A 16,481-nucleotide genomic window follows, 5' to 3' on the forward strand; every position below is an offset into this window, starting at 1 on the left:
GGGATCGATCAACACGGGAGCACAGCAATGAAACGGGTATCACTCTTCACCATGGCAAACTGCCCGCACTGCAAGACAGCCAAGCAGTATCTGGAGCAGCAGAAGATCGGCTTCCGCCTGGTGGATGTCCGATCCCCCGCGGGTCAGAAGGAATTCGCCAAGACCGGCTTTCGCAGCGTGCCTGTCCTGAAAATTGGCGATCAGTTCTTGAAGGGTTTCAGCGTCAAAGGCTTCAATCAGTTGTATAAGGATTGAATGAGTCGTTCACAGTGAGACTATAATCCCAAAATACATACCTATAATTTACTCCCCAAGCGTATAAGCGCCACATACATATACACTAAAACGAGTTATCTTTATCAACGCAAAACCTGCATTACTTCTATCAGTATATACCCGATTACTTTATGACTTCTCTATATTACCTTCCAACTCAAGGGCAGATATTAGTCTTAGGGTCAGTAAGCTAATCTATAATGCACGAGCTGAGCAGGTAACTTATATAATATTGACTTTTCAAGGGTGAACTAAAAAGGTACTCCAATTGGAGTCAATCTACAAAACTTACCTGGATCGTCTTGCCACAAGAACATTTTATAGCATTATGATCCCCAAGTGTGACTTTGGGTGCTAAGGCCCCCATCTCCATAACTTTAATATACACTTTATTGAGTTCTTCTTGAAAAGAAGAACTATCGACCAAGCCCTCATTATTTTCATTATTTAATTTTTCCACAAGACCCTCCAGCATTGCTACACAATCCTCTTTTGAAATTTGAGACATAATAAACCCCTCCTCTAGTTATTCTTGCAATCTAGACAACAAAACAAGGAAAGCATCTTCTGAAACCTAACCGCCAATGTATTTTTTGGTGTTTTCCGAAATCAATGTTTTATATTCTTTCGTTGAATCTGGAATATATGATACAGTGTTAAGTTTATCGTAAACCTCTTTAAACCTCTCGCTAAAAATTTCTTTTATTATTTCCTTGTCAATAATTTCATGTTTCATACAAGCAGCAGTTAGATTCATTGCATAAGCAGCCTTATATGCCATTCCAATATCTCCAGGATCGTCTATATCAAAATCTGTCACCTCTAGCCAAATATTGTGTAGGTCAATGACATGCTGCCTTTTGGATATATGTAAGCTTAGTCTTGCAGACCGGCGGGCATGCATAGCTGAAAAAATGGACACAAGTACTGCAATAGCTAAAAGCAATAACTCGACTTCTTTCTGGTTCATCGCTAACCTATCCTAATTAAGGTAAACCAACTATTTATATAACAATGATAGCCTAATTTTATTGTTGCGTAGTACTATTTTAATACCAATAAAATTGATTATCCTTTGGTAAAAAAGTAACACATTATAAAACTAAACTAAAACGCGACACTTAGCTAACTCTATTACCTGACCTTAATTTCGACTTTGAAATTTACAAATGCTCCTCTACCTTTGTCTACCTCCCCTGAATGTACATAAGTCTTTGACCATGCAGCAACCATGTCCAAGTAGTCTTGCCTGGCCCTTAGCAATGACTTTACCTCAACATCATCAAACATGGCTTCAGTACCTCGAAATATATAGCGATCACCACGGAAAGGTTGAACTATTCCAAAAGAACTCCAAGACACTAATAAAGACCACATTCGTATTATTACTGAAATATCATTATCTATATCTTCCCAAACAATCTTTGGAGCAGCCTCATTATGTGACACAAATTTATTACGAAACAACATAGCCTTAGAGTTATTGTTGGTAAACAACCCTTTCTTAACATTCAAGCATTCATTGATATAATGGACCTCATGCTTCAAACATGCCCCATCCTTAAGCATAATTGGAGAAATCAACTCCCATAGCTTTCTTAATGAATTATCTCGAGAATCCTTACTTAGTAATTTCCCAAAAATAGAAAACACACCGTAAATAGCACCTAGGTACCATTGCGCGAAGAAAGCACTTTCTTCAAAAGCATTCCTTTTAGTTTCTATTTTCTGGAAGGCATATATCATTGATCTCCATTCAATCATTTCAATTATCAGTTCATCGATCCCTTGCGGAAGAAGACCATCAATAAAATCTTGATTAACACTTAATTCTTTATACTTTGTGAGTTCCTCAATCCATAACTCTTTAGACTCTTCAGAATAAGCATCAATGATTTTTCCTTCACAGTCATTTATCACATCATCAAGTTCATTTTTATTCAGCAACCTATTTGTCTTTAGAACGACGTACTCTTTCGCTTCAGAGCTATTATTGAATATCATATTAAAACCTTAAAATTTAATTATCCCACCTCATGCAACCTCTCAATATTCGCCACCAGATCCGTAAATCTCTCCCCCTGGATATGCACATGATCCTTCAGCGCCTGTTCGGCAGCAGCAGCGTCGCCGGCTTCAATGGCGGCGACGATGGCTTCGTGTTCAGCGTAGGAGCTGTGCATGCGGTGGCGGACGTGGAGTTGCAGACGGCGGTAAGGCTTGAGGATGGCGTGCAGGCGCGTGGCTTCTTCGGTGAGGAAGGCGTTGTGGCTGGCGCGGTAGAGACAGTGATGAAAGAGGCCGTTCTCGTAGTAGTAGCCATTGGCGTCGTCGGCTTCCAGACGTTCACGGCAGGCGGCGTGGGCGTCCTTGAGTTCAGAAAGCTCCTGCGTGGTGATGCGCCGCGCGGCGAGTCGACCACACATGGCTTCCAGTTCCGCCATGACTTCAAAGCGTTCCACCAGCTCCGAGACGCCCAGCTGCGTCACGAAGGTGCCGCGCTTGGGCACCACCTTCACCATGCCGGAGGCGGCCAACTGCTGCAGCGCCTCACGGATCGGCGTGCGTGAACATTGGTACTCGCGCCCCAGGGCCTCGGGATCGAGCTTGGTCCCCGGCGGGAAACGCCCTTCGACGATGGCATCTTCGAGCAGATCGCGAAGGCGCTGGGTGTGGGACATCTTGATCATCTGCGGCGTCCTTGTACTGCTGCTGAGTGCTGATGCTGAGTGCTGATGCTGAGTGCTGATGCTGAGCACTGGTGCTGATGCCTTGCGGCCATGTTGCGGTGACGATGGCGCCAATTCCTGCCGCCCTTGCCTCAATCCCCTCACAGACATGCCAACCGGCCATGAGGCCAGTCGCTGCCTCGTCCCCTTGCCTTCATTGAACAGGGGAAGTGGCCGCGCAGGAAACTGACTTTAGTCGTGTCTGGCATGCCAGGACTTGACGCTAACACACCAGACGCCTATCTGTTGTATACAACAAGACGAAGCCAAATATTCATTCCTCAGACGCCATACTGAGCAATGGATATGCACCAGCCACCACAGCTTCGCGTCTCGCGCCTTGAGGAAGACCGCCATGAACATCAATCTGAGTTTTCTGCAGGATCTGCTGACCCATGTCGGCCAGCGTGCCCGCCAGCAGGTCGGCCTCTCGCCAGGCGCCGGCAATGAAGACACCGCCCTCGCCCGCCTGACCGAGAGCTGCCACAACCTCACCGAGAGCAGCGGTGAAGCCTCGCGCATCATGATGGCCCAGCGGGCGCTGGAGGATTATCAACAGCTGGACCACGAGCAGCGCCTCGCCTTCTTCCATGTGCTGGCCGAGCGCTACGCCGCCGATGAAGCGCGTATCCACGCCGCCTACGCGGCCTATCGTGAATCCCCGGACAACGCCAACCTGAGCACGCTGTTCGCCGCCAGCGAACCCAGGCGCCAATCGCTGCTGCGCCGTCTGAACCTGTGCCCCGGCGGCACCTATGAAATCGTGCGCATGCGCGCCGACCTGCTCAAGCTCATCAAGCAGCACCCGGAGCTCAAACCGCTGGACGCCGACTTCGCGCACCTGTTCGCCTCCTGGTTCAATCGCGGCTTTTTGATGCTGGAGGCCATCGACTGGAACACCCCCGCGGCGGTGCTGGAGAAGATCATCCGCTATGAGGCGGTGCATGCCATCCAGGACTGGAGCGACCTGCGCGGGCGTCTCGACCCCGAGGACCGCCGCTGCTACGCCTTCTTCCACCCGGCCATCGGCGATGAGCCGCTGATCTTCGTCGAGGTGGCACTGTGCAAGGGCGTGCCCAACAACATCCAGCATCTGCTCGCCAACAGCGGCCAGACCACCGAGCGCGAGGCGGATACCGCCGTCTTCTACAGCATCAGCAATTGCCAGAAGGGCCTGAAAGGCATCTCGTTCGGCAACTTCCTGATCAAGCAGGTGGTGCAGGAGCTGCAACGCGAACTGCCCAATCTCAGCCGCTTCGTCACCCTCTCGCCGGTGCCCGGTTTCAGCCAGTGGCTCGAACGTGCACGTGACGAGGAAGGCCTGGAAGTCTCCGACCTGCTGGCCCATCACCTGCAGCACGATGACTGGATGAATGACGAGGAAGCCCAGCAGAAGATGGCACCGGAGCTGCGTGCCCTCGCCGCCCACTATCTGGTCAACGTCAAGCATCGCAGCGGTCAGCCGATGGACCCGGTCGCGCGCTTCCACCTCGGCAACGGTGCCAGCCTGCATCGCCTCAACTGGCCCGGCGACACCTCGCCCAATGGCCGCCAGCAGGCCCACGGCCTGATGGTGAATTACCTCTACGAGCCGCACCGCATCGAGCAGAACCACGAGGCCTTCAGCCGCAACGACAGCGTGGTGTGCAGCAGCGAGGTCAAGAAGGAGTCGAAAGCCAACAAGGAACTGGCCAAGGCCCCCAAGCGCGAGGCCAGGAAGGAAAGCGATTCCCTGTCCAGTTCACCTCTGCCCTCAAAAACAGCCGAACAGCCGCCAGCACCGAAACCGGCTGCTGATGACAATGACAGCAAGCAAGCGCCTGAGTCTCTCGAAGAATAAACCGCTTGAAGAATGAGCCGCTCGATGTATAAGCCGCTCGAAGAATGAGTCGCTCGGCAGGCACGCCGCCTGCCGGAGCACGCCTACCCCCCACGTCTCTTTGCGTCAATGACGCCTCATGACAAGACAACGCCTCACTACAAAAACAACGCCATTGGAGCCAATGATGTCTCACGCCAACCACGACAACCTCTATCTGCAATTCGCGCGCAACTTCGATGAGCGCCCGGATGCCACCTTCCTCGATACCGTCGAAGGCCACGGCTACACCTTCGCCCAGACGCGCACCGCCGCCAGCCAGATGGCCAGTGCCCTGCGCGAGCTGGGCGTGGCACCGGGCGACCGCGTCGCGGTGCAGATCGACAAGAGCTGCGAGACCATCATCCTGTATCTGGCCTGCCTGCAGGTCGGGGCGGTCTATCTGCCGCTGAACACCGCCTACACCGGCGAGGAGATCCGCTACTTCCTGGGCGACGCCGGCCCGCACCTGTATGTCTGCCAGCCCAAGGCGCTGGAGACGGCACGCGAACTCGGCAAGCAATGCGGCGTGCCGCGCGTCGAGAGCCTCGGTACCGAGCAGGACGGCAGCCTGATGGAGCAGGCGCGCCAGTGCAGCGCGAGCCATGAGGTCGAGCCACGCGCCGCCGATGATCTCGCCGCCATTCTCTATACCTCCGGCACCACCGGCCGCAGCAAGGGCGCGATGCTGACCCACGCCAACCTGGCCTCCAACTGCCAGGCACTGGCCGAGACCTGGCGATTCAGCGCGGACGATCATCTGATCCACGCCCTGCCCATCTTCCATACCCACGGCCTGTTCGTGGCCTGCAATATCGTGCTGACCGTCGGCGCCTCGATGACCTTCCTGCCCAAGTTCGATGCCGAGCAGATTCTCGACCTGATGCCACGCTCCAGCGTGCTGATGGGCGTGCCGACCTTCTACACGCGCCTGCTGGAATCCGAGCGCCTCAATCGCGAGACGACCGCCAGCATGCGCCTGTTCGTCTCCGGTTCCGCGCCGCTGCTCAGCGAGACCCACAGCGAATTCAGCGCACGTACCGGCCATGCGATTCTCGAACGCTACGGCATGACCGAGACCAACATGAACACCTCCAATCCCTACGACGGCGAGCGTCGTCCGGGCACGGTGGGCATGGCCCTGCCCGGCAGCGAGGTGCGCGTCACCGACCGCGAGACAGGCGCCATTTTGCCGCGCGGCGAGACCGGCCTGATCGAGGTGCGTGGGTCGAACGTCTTCAAGGGCTACTGGAAGATGCCGGAGAAGACCGCCAGCGAATTCCGCGAGGATGGGTTCTTCATCACCGGCGATCTCGGCCATATCGATGCCGATGGCTATCTGTGCATCAGCGGCCGCGACAAGGACCTGATCATCTCCGGCGGCTACAACATCTACCCGAAGGAGGTGGAGCTGCTGATCGATGACATGCCCGGCGTCAACGAATCGGCGGTGTTCGGGGTGCCCCACCCGGACTTCGGAGAAGGCGTCTGTGCGGTGGTGGTGATGCAGCCCGGCCACCAGGACAGTCTCGATGAAGCGGCGGTGCTGGTCGCCCTCAGCGACAAGCTGGCCCGCTACAAGCAGCCCAAGCGCGTGTTCTTCATCGATAGCCTGCCACGCAACGTGATGGGCAAGGTGCAGAAGAAACAGCTGCGCGAGGAGTATGCCGAGCTGTTCGCACCTGAACCGGTCCGTTCACACGGCTGAGTCACCCCTGCCAGACCTGACACCTTCGTGCCATCGGCATGGCGTGACGCCATCACGTCATGCCGGTGGGTTCACTCACCCTCGAGCCCTGCAAAGGCCAGACAAATGACAGGTAAAGGACGCGCAATAGTCAGACACAAGACACGTAAAGCCAGGCTAGCCAACCTGGAGAAAGAGATAAGTTAGATACATCAGATAGACGACAAGACGTCACACTGATTCACCACCACTTCACCACAACAACAAGAAGGTATTACGCCATGGTGATCTACGGAGTTGCCCTGCTCGCAGGGTGCATGATGGCCGGTCTCGTGATCGGTGATCTGCTCGGAGAAATGCTCAATATCGATTCCAATCTCGGCGGCGTCGGCATCGCGATGCTGCTGCTCATCTTCATCACCGGCGTGCTGAAGGACCGCGGCAAGATGGCCGACAGCACCGCCAGCGGCATCAATTTCTGGAACGCGATGTACATCCCCATCGTGGTCGCGATGGCCGCCAGCCAGAACGTGGTCGCGGCCTTCAGTGGCGGTATGGTCGCACTGGTCGCGGGCGTGCTGGCCGTGGTGCTGGGGCTGGCCCTCGTGCCGCTGCTGACCGGCAAGCGCCCCGAGAATGTGCTGGAAGATGACCCGCTCGCCGGCGAGACCCGCTATACGCCGACCAGAACCTCAGTGACGACGGGTGCGCCGGTGCTGGACCGCAGCCGCCACACCTCCTCCACTCCTGCGCATAAACACTGAGGGCTGAACCATGATCGAGTCACTCGTCCAACTGTTCGACAAGTATCATCTGGTCGCCGCCTTCGCCGTGATCGGCCTGGCGATGTATGTCGCCTACTGGATCAGCAACAACCTGACCCACGGCAAGCTGCACGGCTCCGCCATCGCCATCATCCTCGGCCTGGTGCTGGCCTATGTGGGCGGCGCGACCACCGGCGGCAGCAAGGGGCTCTCGGATGTCACGCTGTTCTCGGGGCTTGGCCTGATGGGCGGCGGCATGCTGCGTGATCTCGCGATCATCGCCACCGCCTACGGGGTCAACCTCAAGGAAATCCGCCAGACCGGCTTTCGTGGGGTCGTGGCGCTGTTCGTCGGCGTGCTGATCTCCTTCATCGCCGGTGGCGGTGTCGCCATCGCCTTCGGCTATACCGACCCGGTCGATATCACCACCATCGGCGCGGGCGCGGTCACCTACATCGTCGGCCCGGTCACCGGTGCCACCCTGGGGGCAAGCTCCGAAGTGGTCGCGCTGTCGATCGCCGCCGGATTGGTGAAATCGATTCTGACCATGGTCGCCACGCCGATGACAGCGCGCCTGATCGGGCTCGACAATCCCCGCTCCGCGATGATCTTCGGCGGCCTGATCGGCACCACCAGCGGCGTCGCGGCCGGTCTCGCCGCCACCGATGCCCGCCTGGTGCCCTACGGCGCGATGACGGCCACCTTCTACACCGGCCTGGGCATTCTGCTCGCCCCGACGGTGCTGTTCCTGGCGGTGCGTGCGGTGATGTAGTTTTAGGCTAGATATCTTTTATCAGTTGATTGTCAACAATCACGACTATAGAGGCGCTGGCCTCTATAGTCGTATTAGAATATATCTTGGCATAGACAAGCTTATCCATTGCTAATAATCAGCATACTTCCTTGACGTGCTCGATAACCTGCCCCCACATCTTATTACCTCGCAGATATCTCGGGTGAGTAATTCTAAAGCAGTGAACGCTGCCAACCTTAAAGTGCCATAAACGCCTAGGCACAATGACTTCAATAGTTTCGAGCTCAGGAAAGCACTCTTTTATATACTTATCTCTAGAGGGGCCTGTGGTAAAGATTACAACATCTGGCCTCAAGTTATTAATTTGAGCCTTAATAAGATCGTTAGAAAGATCCTTTATTATTGCAAATTTATCTTTACCGGTCTTAACAGGGCTCTTCTTGTTACTACTGACACAGAACTGGTTAGACCATATGATCGCATCTTTATTCGCTAGATGTACCTCCTTAGCGACTTTACGGTAAAATTGGAAAAACTTACTGGTTTTTCCTCCGCTGCGTGCAAACTCTAATGTCTTATTCATTGATTCTTGTAGATCAACCTCATCTATCTCAAGATTATTCTTTACCTTACATGCTTTATCACGCCAACCTCTTGGCTCTTGCCCTACCACCATTATTCTAGGACTTACATTAAAATACTCTTCAGAAGGTTTCGATAAGAATACCCCTGATATATTATCGTTATCAACAGAATATATTGCTGAAATGTCTTGTCGTTCTATTGCCTTTTTATAATCACTTCTAAGCTGCTGTACGATCGTGTCATAATGGCATAAATCATCCATGCAAATGTCTCCTTAGCTAAATTTTATTATCTTAGATGTCAATTTACTTTAACGTAAAAATAAATTCCTGCAAGGCAATCTATATTAAAACTTATAGAAATATCACTTAAGCACATTCTGATAGGAAAAAGCTAGAAGAATACTCAAAAACATCTATTCCCATATATGAAGCTCCTTTATTTTACGACGAGCACGAGGATATAAAGCGGCGCTGAAACAAGACGACGACGGCGGCATCAGCCAGGGCAAGATATGTCCCACACTGATGCCGCCGTCGTGTTTTTACTTTCTAACTGCTTCCTTTCACATGCACGCTCTCACGCAGGCAAGCCTGATCAGCGTGCCCCCAACAACATTTCCATCACCGAGCGCGCCGCGGGCCACATCACGCTGCCGTGGTCTTCGCCTGCATAACGCCGCCATTGCACCTGGGTCTGCGGGCAGCGCTCGCCCAACTGGCGCGCATAGGCATGGGCGTTGTCGATCATCGCGCGCTGGACACGCATCCTGTCCCGCTTTGGGTCATTGCGCTGTGGCTGCGGCGATTGCTCGCGTCCGCCAGCGGCAATCAATACTGGGCCCGCCGCCTCGGAGCAGGCAAGACGCAGCGGCCAGTTGGCCTGGTCATTCTCCTGCAGCCACCACAGCGAGGGGCTGATCGCGAAGATGGCGCCGAACGCTTCTGGCTGTTGCTGCTGGGCATGGAGTGCAAACAGGCCGCCGAGTGAGTGACCGACCAACGCTGGACGTTCGAGATCGAGCGGATAACGTGAGGCCAGTTCAGGCGGCAGGGATTGCGTCAGATAGGCCAGAAACTGCGCCCCACCACCGGTGCCCGCAGGTGCGGTGCCGCTGGTGAGCGGTGGCGTGAAATCCTTGTAGCGCAGTGTCGTGACGGTGGCGCGCGTCGCCGCTGCCTGCTCGTCACTGCCCGCGTAGCCGACCGCGACGATGGCGAGATTCGCCGGTGCCTTGTCAAAGCCACTGCGACCCAGCACATCTCGCGCCGCCGTGAACAGATCGAGATGGCGATTGCCGTCCAGTACCAGCAGCACGGGATAACCTCCCGGAGGCGGCGCAACTTTGGGCAATGCCACCTGGATCAGATAATCGTGCCCCGTGAGACGCGAATGCTGGATGAAGGAGGTCGTGGTGCCTGGCAGCGCATCATCAGCGGCGTGAGTCATGGCAAGGGCCGGCACGCTGACAGTAGCGGATGTCAGCATGATGAGCCCCCATGCCTGTAGCCGGGCGAATAGCCTCATGCGTGCACGCAAACCGAGACTCATCATCAGAACTCATACTTCATGGTCGCGACGGCGCTGGCCGGGCGCCCGACGAAGTTGAAGACACTGGCAGAACCGGCGCGCACGTAATATTCGCGGTCGAACAGGTTGTAGAGGTTCAGCTGGCCGCTGAGTCTCGGCGTGAACTGGTAACCGAGCATGGCATCGAATACCGCATAGCCCGGGGCATGAATGGTGCCCTGGGTGCTGTCGAAGTCACTCAGCGCCGTCATGCCGGCACCGACGGATACGCCGTCCAGCAGGTTGCCTTCGAAGCGATACTGGGTCCACAGATTGACCATGTTGTTGGGCATCAGCATCAGCAAGGTATCGGAGCTGCCGGCCTCCAGCACCTCGGAGTCCATGTAGGTGTAGCCGAAGATGACATCCCACTGCGGCGTGATGTTGCCGGCAAGCTCCAGCTCCGCACCGGTGATGCGCATCTTGCCGGAATCCACCGAGTAATCGACGCTGCTGTCGGTGGAGGATGCCGCGCGGTGGCTGTCGGTCAGCTGGAAGCCACTGATGCGCGCATTGAGGGCGCCATCCAGATAGCTGCCCTTGATGCCGATCTCGTATTGCTCGCCTTCCCGCGGGTCGATCAGGTCCCCGTCCTCGCCTTCGCTGGTCTGCGGCTCGAAGACCTTGGAGTAGCTGGCATAGACGGAGTGATCGGCGTCCAGGTCGTACACGAGTCCGCCGTAGGGCGTGACAGCCGTGTCCTGCATGTCGCTGCTGCCGCCATTGATCCTGTCTTCGGAGTCGACCGAGAAATGGCTGACCCGCGCGCCCAGTATCACGGCCAGCGGCGCCACGGGACGCAGCGTCACCTTGCCGTACAGGCCCTGTTCTTCGAGGGTGGTCTTGGTGCGCGACAGGCTGTAGCCACTGACGCCGTCACGCGCGTTGCCGAGAATGTCGACATAGGCCAGGTTGTTCAGCTCGCTGATGCTGGCGCTGGAGCCGGTCAGGTCGCTGGTGCGCGCCGCGGTGGTGTCCGCTTCTGAGGTCTTGTAGTCGACCCCGACCACGAATTCGTTCTGGTTGCCGAAGGCATCGAAGCCCTGGGTGTAGCTGGCATCCACGCTCACCGAGGTCTCATCGGTGAAACCGGCATAGCCCGCGACACTGCTCATCTCGCCGCTGTCACTGAGCGCGGAGCCACTGTAGGCGTACTCGTAATCGGCACTGCGATCACTGTAACGCGCCGCCAGACGTCCATAGCCGCGCGAGCTGAAGTGGTGCGTCAGCTCGGCGATGACGTCGGTGGAGTCGCTCTCGAAGCTGTTCCAGTCCGCGCCATAGAAAGCCGAACTACGTCCGTAGGTGAAGTCGCCATCGCTGCCCACCGGCTGCCCCTGATTGACGGTGATGTCCTTGGTGTTGTGGATCACGCCCAGTGACAGCTCGGTGTTCTCGTCAAGATCGATATCCAGCGCGCCATAGAAATCATTCAGCGTGTTGTCGTTGTCATCGACCCACTGCGCCTGCTCCGTGGAGCGGGTCACCAGGCGCCCGCGGATACGGCCCTGCTCATCGATGGGCCCTGAGATATCGACGCTGACGCTTCTGTCATCCAGTGTACCGACACTCCCGCTGATGGAGCCCTGGAAGGTATCGGTCGGACGCTTGCGCACCAGATTGATGACGCCGCCCAGCTCACTGGTGCTGTTGAAGAGCCCCGACGGCCCGCGCATGACCTCGACCCGATCGATGGCGGTCAGCGAAGGCACCGAGCCCGTCAGGCTCGACATCGGCGCGGACAGGCCATCGATGCTGTAGGCATCGTACTCATAGCCACGCGCAAAGATGGACGAGCGGCCACTGTCGTTGTTCAGCACCCGCACGCCCGGTGTACGCGCCGCCAGCTGATCCAGGGTGATGAAGTTCTGGTCCTCGATGGCGTCATGGGTCACGACGCTGACCGACTGCGGAATGTCGCGCAGCGAGGCCGGCACCTTGGAACCCACCGTGGCGGCATCCACGCTGTAGCCACCGCTCTCCTCACTGGAGGCCATGTCATACAGGCGCAGGCCAGTGACCCGCTGCGTATCCAGCACCAGCGTCGAGTCATCCGCCTGCACCGGCAGACTGACCAGCACCACGCCCGCCCCGAGCAGCAAACGACGCGTCCCTGCCCCACACAGCACGCCTCCGCGAATCTTCATCTTCATCATCGTGTCCCCTTGCCTCGTGCTCATTGTGTTGTGCTCACTGCCTGTCGCCACTAATGATAATTATTTGTATTTGATGCATTGACGGGGCATTTTGGCACTCCACGACGACAAAAACCTTTGCGGAACCCTCCGTGATGTTTGCAGGTGCGACAAGATGAGCCTTACCTCCCTTTCCGGCTGCGCTGGCGGTGCCACGACGACCGCTGATGGGCTTTCCGCTTCGCCCTCTATTCCTTCCTCTATGCCCTCCTCTTCTTTCCCCTCTGCTTTCTCCTCCACTGCGTTCTCCAGAGCCTCCTCCTCGCCCTCAAGTGAGAGCGCAAGGCCCAGGATCATCGAGCTTGAGCACGTCCACCGCATGGCGCGCGCCCTGACCAGCGACCACCAGTGCGAGCCTGCCGAGGGCCAGTCGGGCGATGGCGCGCTGATCGGCAACATGCATCTGCATGAGGCTCAGCCGGGGTTGTTCATGCGCCTCAACCGCGTGCGCAAACGTGCCGATCTGATGATTCGCTCCCGTATCGAGCCGTCCCTCAAGATCGCCGTGGTATGGCGCGGGGAGCCGAAGGTCAGTTTCGGCCCGGACAGCCATGCACTGGCACCGGGGCGTGCGCTATGCATCGCCCTCGATGAAGTGACGGAATTCGCGCTCAAGAGCGTGAAAGGCACGCAGGAGCACAGCGCCATCCTGTCGCTGACGCCGGCATGGCTGAAACTGCATCTGGGGGTATCACGCGCCAGCCAGCTGATGCCCGAGGCGCGGCATCTGGCCCATTACGCCTGGCAGCCGTCCGCGCGTCTGATCGAGCGATTGGAGGAGTTCAGCCGCCAACGGCCGGGGACGCTGGCGTTGCGTCTCGGCATCGAGTCACTGGCGCTGGAAGTGATCAGCGAATGTCTGGCGGCCTCCACCTCTCTTTCTCATCCGACTCCCGAAGGGCTTGGCGAGCACTGGGCGGCAAGGTTGGAAGACTGGATTCACAGCGGGGAAGCCGCCTATCTGAGTCAGGCGGAGATGGCGGCGCGGCTGGGCATGAGCGTGCGCCAGTTGCAGCGCCGCTATCGCGACGCCTACGGCCAGACCCTGGCGCAGGACCTGCGCCGCCGACAACTGACCCGAGTGGCGCACCTGCTGCAGGACCGCAAGTTGACGATAGAAGCCGCAGCCGAATTGGCGGGCTATCGCAGCGCGGCCAACTTCGCCACCGCCTTTCGTCGCCAGTTCGGCGTGCCGCCCAGTCAGCGGCCGGTAGTGCCCGCGTAGCGACGCTTGGACTTGGCGATGACCCGTTGCTAATGTTGAGCGTCGTCACGGCATGCGCTCTGCTGGCGGTGAAGGCGGAATGCAGCCGCATACGGACGAACGACCACAGCACGCAAAAACAGCACGAACTGAACATCACGAAGAACAGCACGACACAACAAGATCTCGCCACGCTCTCGCACAAGGACACTGTCATGTCGGTTGACAACATGAAGCTGGAATCCCTCGCCCTGCATCACGGCTATACCTCGGAAGCCACCACCAAGGCGGCGGCGGTACCGATCTACCAGACCACCTCCTACACCTTCGATGATACCCAGCACGGCGCGGACCTCTTCGATCTCAAGGTGCCGGGCAACATCTACACCCGCATCATGAACCCGACCAATGACGTGCTGGAGCAGCGCATGGCCGCCGTCGAAGGCGGTATCGCGGCGCTGGCGGTGGCTTCCGGCATGGCGGCGATCACCTATGCCATCCAGGCGCTGGTGCAGGTCGGCGACAACATCGTCAGCACCAGCCAGCTGTATGGCGGCACCTATAATCTGTTCGCCCATAGTCTGCCGCGTCAGGGGGTCGAGGTGCGCATGGCGGCCTTCGATGATTTCACCGGCCTCGAAGCGCTGATCGATGACAAGACCCGCGCCGTCTTCTGCGAGTCCATCGGCAATCCTGCCGGCAACATCGTCGATCTCGCGCGCCTGGCCGAGATCGCCCACCAGCATGGCGTGCCGCTGATCGTCGACAACACCGTCGCTACACCAGTGCTGTGCCACGCCTTCGATCACGGCGCCGATATCGTGATCCACTCGCTGACGAAGTACATCGGCGGCCACGGCACCACCGTGGGTGGCATCATCATCGATTCCGGCAAGTTCGACTGGGTCGCCAACAAGGAGCGCTTCCCGATTCTCAACGAGCCGGACCCCTCCTACCACGGCGTCGTCTACACCGAGGCCTTCGGTCCGGCCGCCTATATCGGGCGTTGCCGTGTGGTGCCGCTGCGCAATACCGGCGCGGCGCTGTCACCGCAGAGCGCCTTCCTGCTGCTGCAAGGCCTGGAAACCCTCAGCCTGCGCATGGAGCGCCACTGCAGCAATGCGCTCACGCTGGCCGAGTATCTTCAGCAGCACCCGAGCGTCAGCTGGGTCAACTACGGCGCGCTGCCGGACAGTCCCTATCACGCTACCTGCCAGAAGATCACCGGCGGCAAGGCCTCCGGCATCGTGAGCTTCGGCATCAAGACGGACGCGACAGGTGACGACAAGGCCGAAGCCGGACGCATCGCCGGCGGCAAGTTCATCGATGCGCTGCAGATGATTCTGCGCCTGGTCAATATCGGCGATGCCAAGTCGCTGGCATGCCACCCGGCCTCCACCACTCACCGCCAGCTCAACGAGGAAGAACTGGCCAAGGCCGGCGTCTCGGCGGATCTGGTGCGCATCTCGGTGGGGATCGAGCACATCGACGACATCATCGCCGATGTCAGCCAGGCGCTGGACAAGGCGGTGGCGTGACGCGAGAGCGGCTCCCAAACGACATTGAGGCGCCAACCAGGCTGTCTCAGTGATATCTCAGCGCCCGCGAAGACACCCCTCTTCGCGGGCGCCTTGTGTTGCGTGACCCGATGACTGCTGCTTCGCCCAGCCCTGCCAGAACCACAATGGGCTACAAAGCAAGATAACGGTATATAAAAGGACTGGACTACAGGATTGGCGAGCCATCGAAACCCAGCATAAATCTGGTTAATACCAAGAATAAAAAATCGAAACTACCGAAATACACGAACAGAACACACTCTTGGATCAAGGCGCACACAGAGGCGCCTGTCACAACGATAACAACTCCAAGAGGTGTCCCGATGAAGCGTACCCTGCTGACCGCTGCAATTGCCGCTACCGCTATCCTGCCGCTGAGCGCCGCTCAGGCCCAGGATATCAAGCTCGGCCACGTGCTGGCGCCCACCCATAGCTGGAACATCGCTGCGGAAGGTTTTGCCAAGGATGTCGCCGAGGCCACTGATGGCCGCGTCAATTTCCAGGTCTTCCCCAGCGGACAGCTCGGCAACGAGAAGACGGTCGTGGAAGGCATGCAGATCGGCAGCGTGCCGGCTGGCGTGATCGGCTGTGGCTCCTTCCAGCCGCTGGATGCCCGCTTCGGCATCGTCGAGCTGCCCTACTCCTGGCCGGACCGCGAACACGCCTACGCCGCCTACGATGGCAAGCTGGGCGATGCGCTCGAGGAAGTCGCCGACGAGCACAACATGAAGATCCTGTCGTGGTGGGAAAACGGCTTCCGTCACGTCACCAACAACCGTGGCCCCATCACCACCCCGGAAGACCTCGCGGGCCTCAAGATTCGCGTCACGCCAGACAAGATGCGTCTGGACACCTTCACCGCACTGGGTTCCAGCCCGGCGCCGCTGTCCTTCGGTGAGCTCTACTCCGCGCTGCAGCAGGGCGTGTTCGATGCCCAGGAAAACCCGCTGGCCATCATCTATTCCTCTTCGTTCAGCGAAGTGCAGGACTACGTCTCTCTCACCGGTCACGTCTGGGCACCGGCATGTCTGACCATCTCCAACTTCACCTGGAACCAGCTCTCCGAGCAGGATCAGGCCGCAGTGCAGAAGAGCGCCGACGAATGGCGTGACAAGCAGCGCGCGATGACCCAGAAGGATGACGCCGAGCTGGTCGCCAAGCTGGAAGAGGCAGGCATGCAGGTCAACGAGGTCGACACCGCGCCCTTCAATGCCAAGGTGCAGGGTGTGTGGGCCGAGTACACCGACGTCTTCGGGCCTGAGCTGATGGGCCTGGTCGAGCAATACCGCAAGGGCGAGTAA

General features: G+C 57.6%; 15 protein-coding genes. 8 read left to right on the top strand and 7 right to left on the bottom strand.

The genetic code is table 11. The annotated features are described in order from the left end of the window. The first annotated feature begins 27 nt into the window (after window positions 1-27). Window positions 28-255 carry a glutaredoxin family protein gene (locus QD356_RS05980; protein WP_054556954.1) on the top strand — a complete coding sequence of 76 codons (228 nt, stop codon included), beginning with the start codon at window positions 28-30 and terminating at the stop codon, window positions 253-255. Between the two features lie 295 nt (window positions 256-550). Here QD356_RS05980 and QD356_RS05985 read toward each other — a convergent pair whose 3' ends face one another. From QD356_RS05985 to QD356_RS06000, 4 genes are all read right to left on the bottom strand, one after another. Continuing rightward, entirely contained in the window at window positions 551-784 is a 234-nt protein-coding gene (locus QD356_RS05985) for a hypothetical protein (RefSeq protein WP_192838886.1), read from the bottom strand. Between the two features lie 66 nt (window positions 785-850). Continuing rightward, entirely contained in the window at window positions 851-1,246 is a 396-nt protein-coding gene (locus QD356_RS05990) for a hypothetical protein (RefSeq protein WP_192838887.1), read from the bottom strand. A 164-nt stretch (window positions 1,247-1,410) separates the two neighbouring features. Beyond that, window positions 1,411-2,280, bottom strand: a complete 870-nt coding sequence (locus QD356_RS05995; protein WP_192838888.1) for a hypothetical protein — start codon at window positions 2,278-2,280, stop codon at window positions 1,411-1,413. A gap of 20 nt (window positions 2,281-2,300) precedes the next feature. Continuing rightward, entirely contained in the window at window positions 2,301-2,966 is a 666-nt protein-coding gene (locus tag QD356_RS06000) for a GntR family transcriptional regulator (protein ID WP_107334695.1), read from the bottom strand. A 394-nt stretch (window positions 2,967-3,360) separates the two neighbouring features. On the opposite strand from QD356_RS06000, the gene QD356_RS06005 reads away from it, so the two are divergent. The 4 genes from QD356_RS06005 (at window position 3,361) to madM (ending at window position 8,086) form a co-directional block, all read left to right on the top strand. Beyond that, complete coding sequence (locus QD356_RS06005; protein WP_225996570.1) at window positions 3,361-4,845, top strand: malonyl-CoA decarboxylase; 1,485 nt, start codon at window positions 3,361-3,363, stop codon at window positions 4,843-4,845. A gap of 166 nt (window positions 4,846-5,011) precedes the next feature. After that, window positions 5,012-6,571, top strand: a complete 1,560-nt coding sequence (locus QD356_RS06010; RefSeq protein WP_192838889.1) for a malonyl-CoA synthase — start codon at window positions 5,012-5,014, stop codon at window positions 6,569-6,571. 260 nt (window positions 6,572-6,831) lie between these two features. Next, window positions 6,832-7,314, top strand: a complete 483-nt coding sequence (gene madL, locus QD356_RS06015; RefSeq protein ID WP_192838890.1) for a malonate transporter subunit MadL — start codon at window positions 6,832-6,834, stop codon at window positions 7,312-7,314. A gap of 10 nt (window positions 7,315-7,324) precedes the next feature. Further along, window positions 7,325-8,086 (top strand): malonate transporter subunit MadM, encoded by a 762-nt coding sequence (madM, locus tag QD356_RS06020; protein ID WP_054556957.1) that lies wholly within the window; start codon window positions 7,325-7,327, stop codon window positions 8,084-8,086. Between the two features lie 118 nt (window positions 8,087-8,204). On the opposite strand, the gene QD356_RS06025 is transcribed toward madM, so the two are convergent. The 3 genes from QD356_RS06025 to QD356_RS06035 all read right to left on the bottom strand — a co-directional run bounded on the left by QD356_RS06025 (window position 8,205) and on the right by QD356_RS06035 (window position 12,369). Further along, window positions 8,205-8,915, bottom strand: a complete 711-nt coding sequence (locus QD356_RS06025; RefSeq protein ID WP_192838891.1) for a hypothetical protein — start codon at window positions 8,913-8,915, stop codon at window positions 8,205-8,207. Between the two features lie 335 nt (window positions 8,916-9,250). Continuing rightward, window positions 9,251-10,141, bottom strand: coding sequence for an alpha/beta hydrolase-fold protein (locus QD356_RS06030; protein WP_192838892.1), 891 nt, complete (start codon window positions 10,139-10,141; stop codon window positions 9,251-9,253). A 65-nt stretch (window positions 10,142-10,206) separates the two neighbouring features. Further along, complete coding sequence (locus QD356_RS06035) at window positions 10,207-12,369, bottom strand: TonB-dependent siderophore receptor (protein ID WP_192838893.1); 2,163 nt, start codon at window positions 12,367-12,369, stop codon at window positions 10,207-10,209. A gap of 367 nt (window positions 12,370-12,736) precedes the next feature. On the opposite strand from QD356_RS06035, the gene QD356_RS06040 reads away from it, so the two are divergent. From QD356_RS06040 to QD356_RS06050, 3 genes are all read left to right on the top strand, one after another. Continuing rightward, window positions 12,737-13,642 carry an AraC family transcriptional regulator gene (locus tag QD356_RS06040; protein ID WP_192838894.1) on the top strand — a complete coding sequence of 302 codons (906 nt, stop codon included), beginning with the start codon at window positions 12,737-12,739 and terminating at the stop codon, window positions 13,640-13,642. A 209-nt stretch (window positions 13,643-13,851) separates the two neighbouring features. Then, on the top strand, window positions 13,852-15,159 hold the full coding sequence (locus QD356_RS06045; RefSeq protein WP_192838969.1) for an aminotransferase class I/II-fold pyridoxal phosphate-dependent enzyme: 1,308 nt from the start codon (window positions 13,852-13,854) through the stop codon (window positions 15,157-15,159). Window positions 15,160-15,503: 344 nt separating this feature from the next. Next, the gene (locus QD356_RS06050) at window positions 15,504-16,481 is read left to right on the top strand and encodes a DctP family TRAP transporter solute-binding subunit (protein WP_043334979.1); all 978 of its coding nucleotides are present in this window, start codon (window positions 15,504-15,506) and stop codon (window positions 16,479-16,481) included.

It is taken from the genome of Cobetia sp. 2AS (assembly GCF_029846355.1).
In the GTDB taxonomy this organism is placed as follows: Bacteria; Pseudomonadota; Gammaproteobacteria; order Pseudomonadales; family Halomonadaceae; genus Cobetia; species Cobetia amphilecti.

What these genes read in the sequence shown, in the direction of transcription:
- QD356_RS05980 (WP_054556954.1), top strand. Translation starts at nt 28, where the DNA reads ATGAAACGGGTATCACTCTTCACCATGGCAAACTGCCCGCACTGCAAG.
- QD356_RS05985 (WP_192838886.1), bottom strand. Translation starts at nt 784, where the DNA reads ATGTCTCAAATTTCAAAAGAGGATTGTGTAGCAATGCTGGAGGGTCTT.
- QD356_RS05990 (WP_192838887.1), bottom strand. Translation starts at nt 1,246, where the DNA reads ATGAACCAGAAAGAAGTCGAGTTATTGCTTTTAGCTATTGCAGTACTT.
- QD356_RS05995 (WP_192838888.1), bottom strand. Translation starts at nt 2,280, where the DNA reads ATGATATTCAATAATAGCTCTGAAGCGAAAGAGTACGTCGTTCTAAAG.
- QD356_RS06000 (WP_107334695.1), bottom strand. Translation starts at nt 2,966, where the DNA reads ATGATCAAGATGTCCCACACCCAGCGCCTTCGCGATCTGCTCGAAGAT.
- QD356_RS06005 (WP_225996570.1), top strand. Translation starts at nt 3,361, where the DNA reads ATGAACATCAATCTGAGTTTTCTGCAGGATCTGCTGACCCATGTCGGC.
- QD356_RS06010 (WP_192838889.1), top strand. Translation starts at nt 5,012, where the DNA reads ATGTCTCACGCCAACCACGACAACCTCTATCTGCAATTCGCGCGCAAC.
- madL (WP_192838890.1), top strand. Translation starts at nt 6,832, where the DNA reads ATGGTGATCTACGGAGTTGCCCTGCTCGCAGGGTGCATGATGGCCGGT.
- madM (WP_054556957.1), top strand. Translation starts at nt 7,325, where the DNA reads ATGATCGAGTCACTCGTCCAACTGTTCGACAAGTATCATCTGGTCGCC.
- QD356_RS06025 (WP_192838891.1), bottom strand. Translation starts at nt 8,915, where the DNA reads ATGGATGATTTATGCCATTATGACACGATCGTACAGCAGCTTAGAAGT.
- QD356_RS06030 (WP_192838892.1), bottom strand. Translation starts at nt 10,141, where the DNA reads ATGCTGACATCCGCTACTGTCAGCGTGCCGGCCCTTGCCATGACTCAC.
- QD356_RS06035 (WP_192838893.1), bottom strand. Translation starts at nt 12,369, where the DNA reads ATGAAGATTCGCGGAGGCGTGCTGTGTGGGGCAGGGACGCGTCGTTTG.
- QD356_RS06040 (WP_192838894.1), top strand. Translation starts at nt 12,737, where the DNA reads ATGGCGCGCGCCCTGACCAGCGACCACCAGTGCGAGCCTGCCGAGGGC.
- QD356_RS06045 (WP_192838969.1), top strand. Translation starts at nt 13,852, where the DNA reads ATGAAGCTGGAATCCCTCGCCCTGCATCACGGCTATACCTCGGAAGCC.
- QD356_RS06050 (WP_043334979.1), top strand. Translation starts at nt 15,504, where the DNA reads ATGAAGCGTACCCTGCTGACCGCTGCAATTGCCGCTACCGCTATCCTG.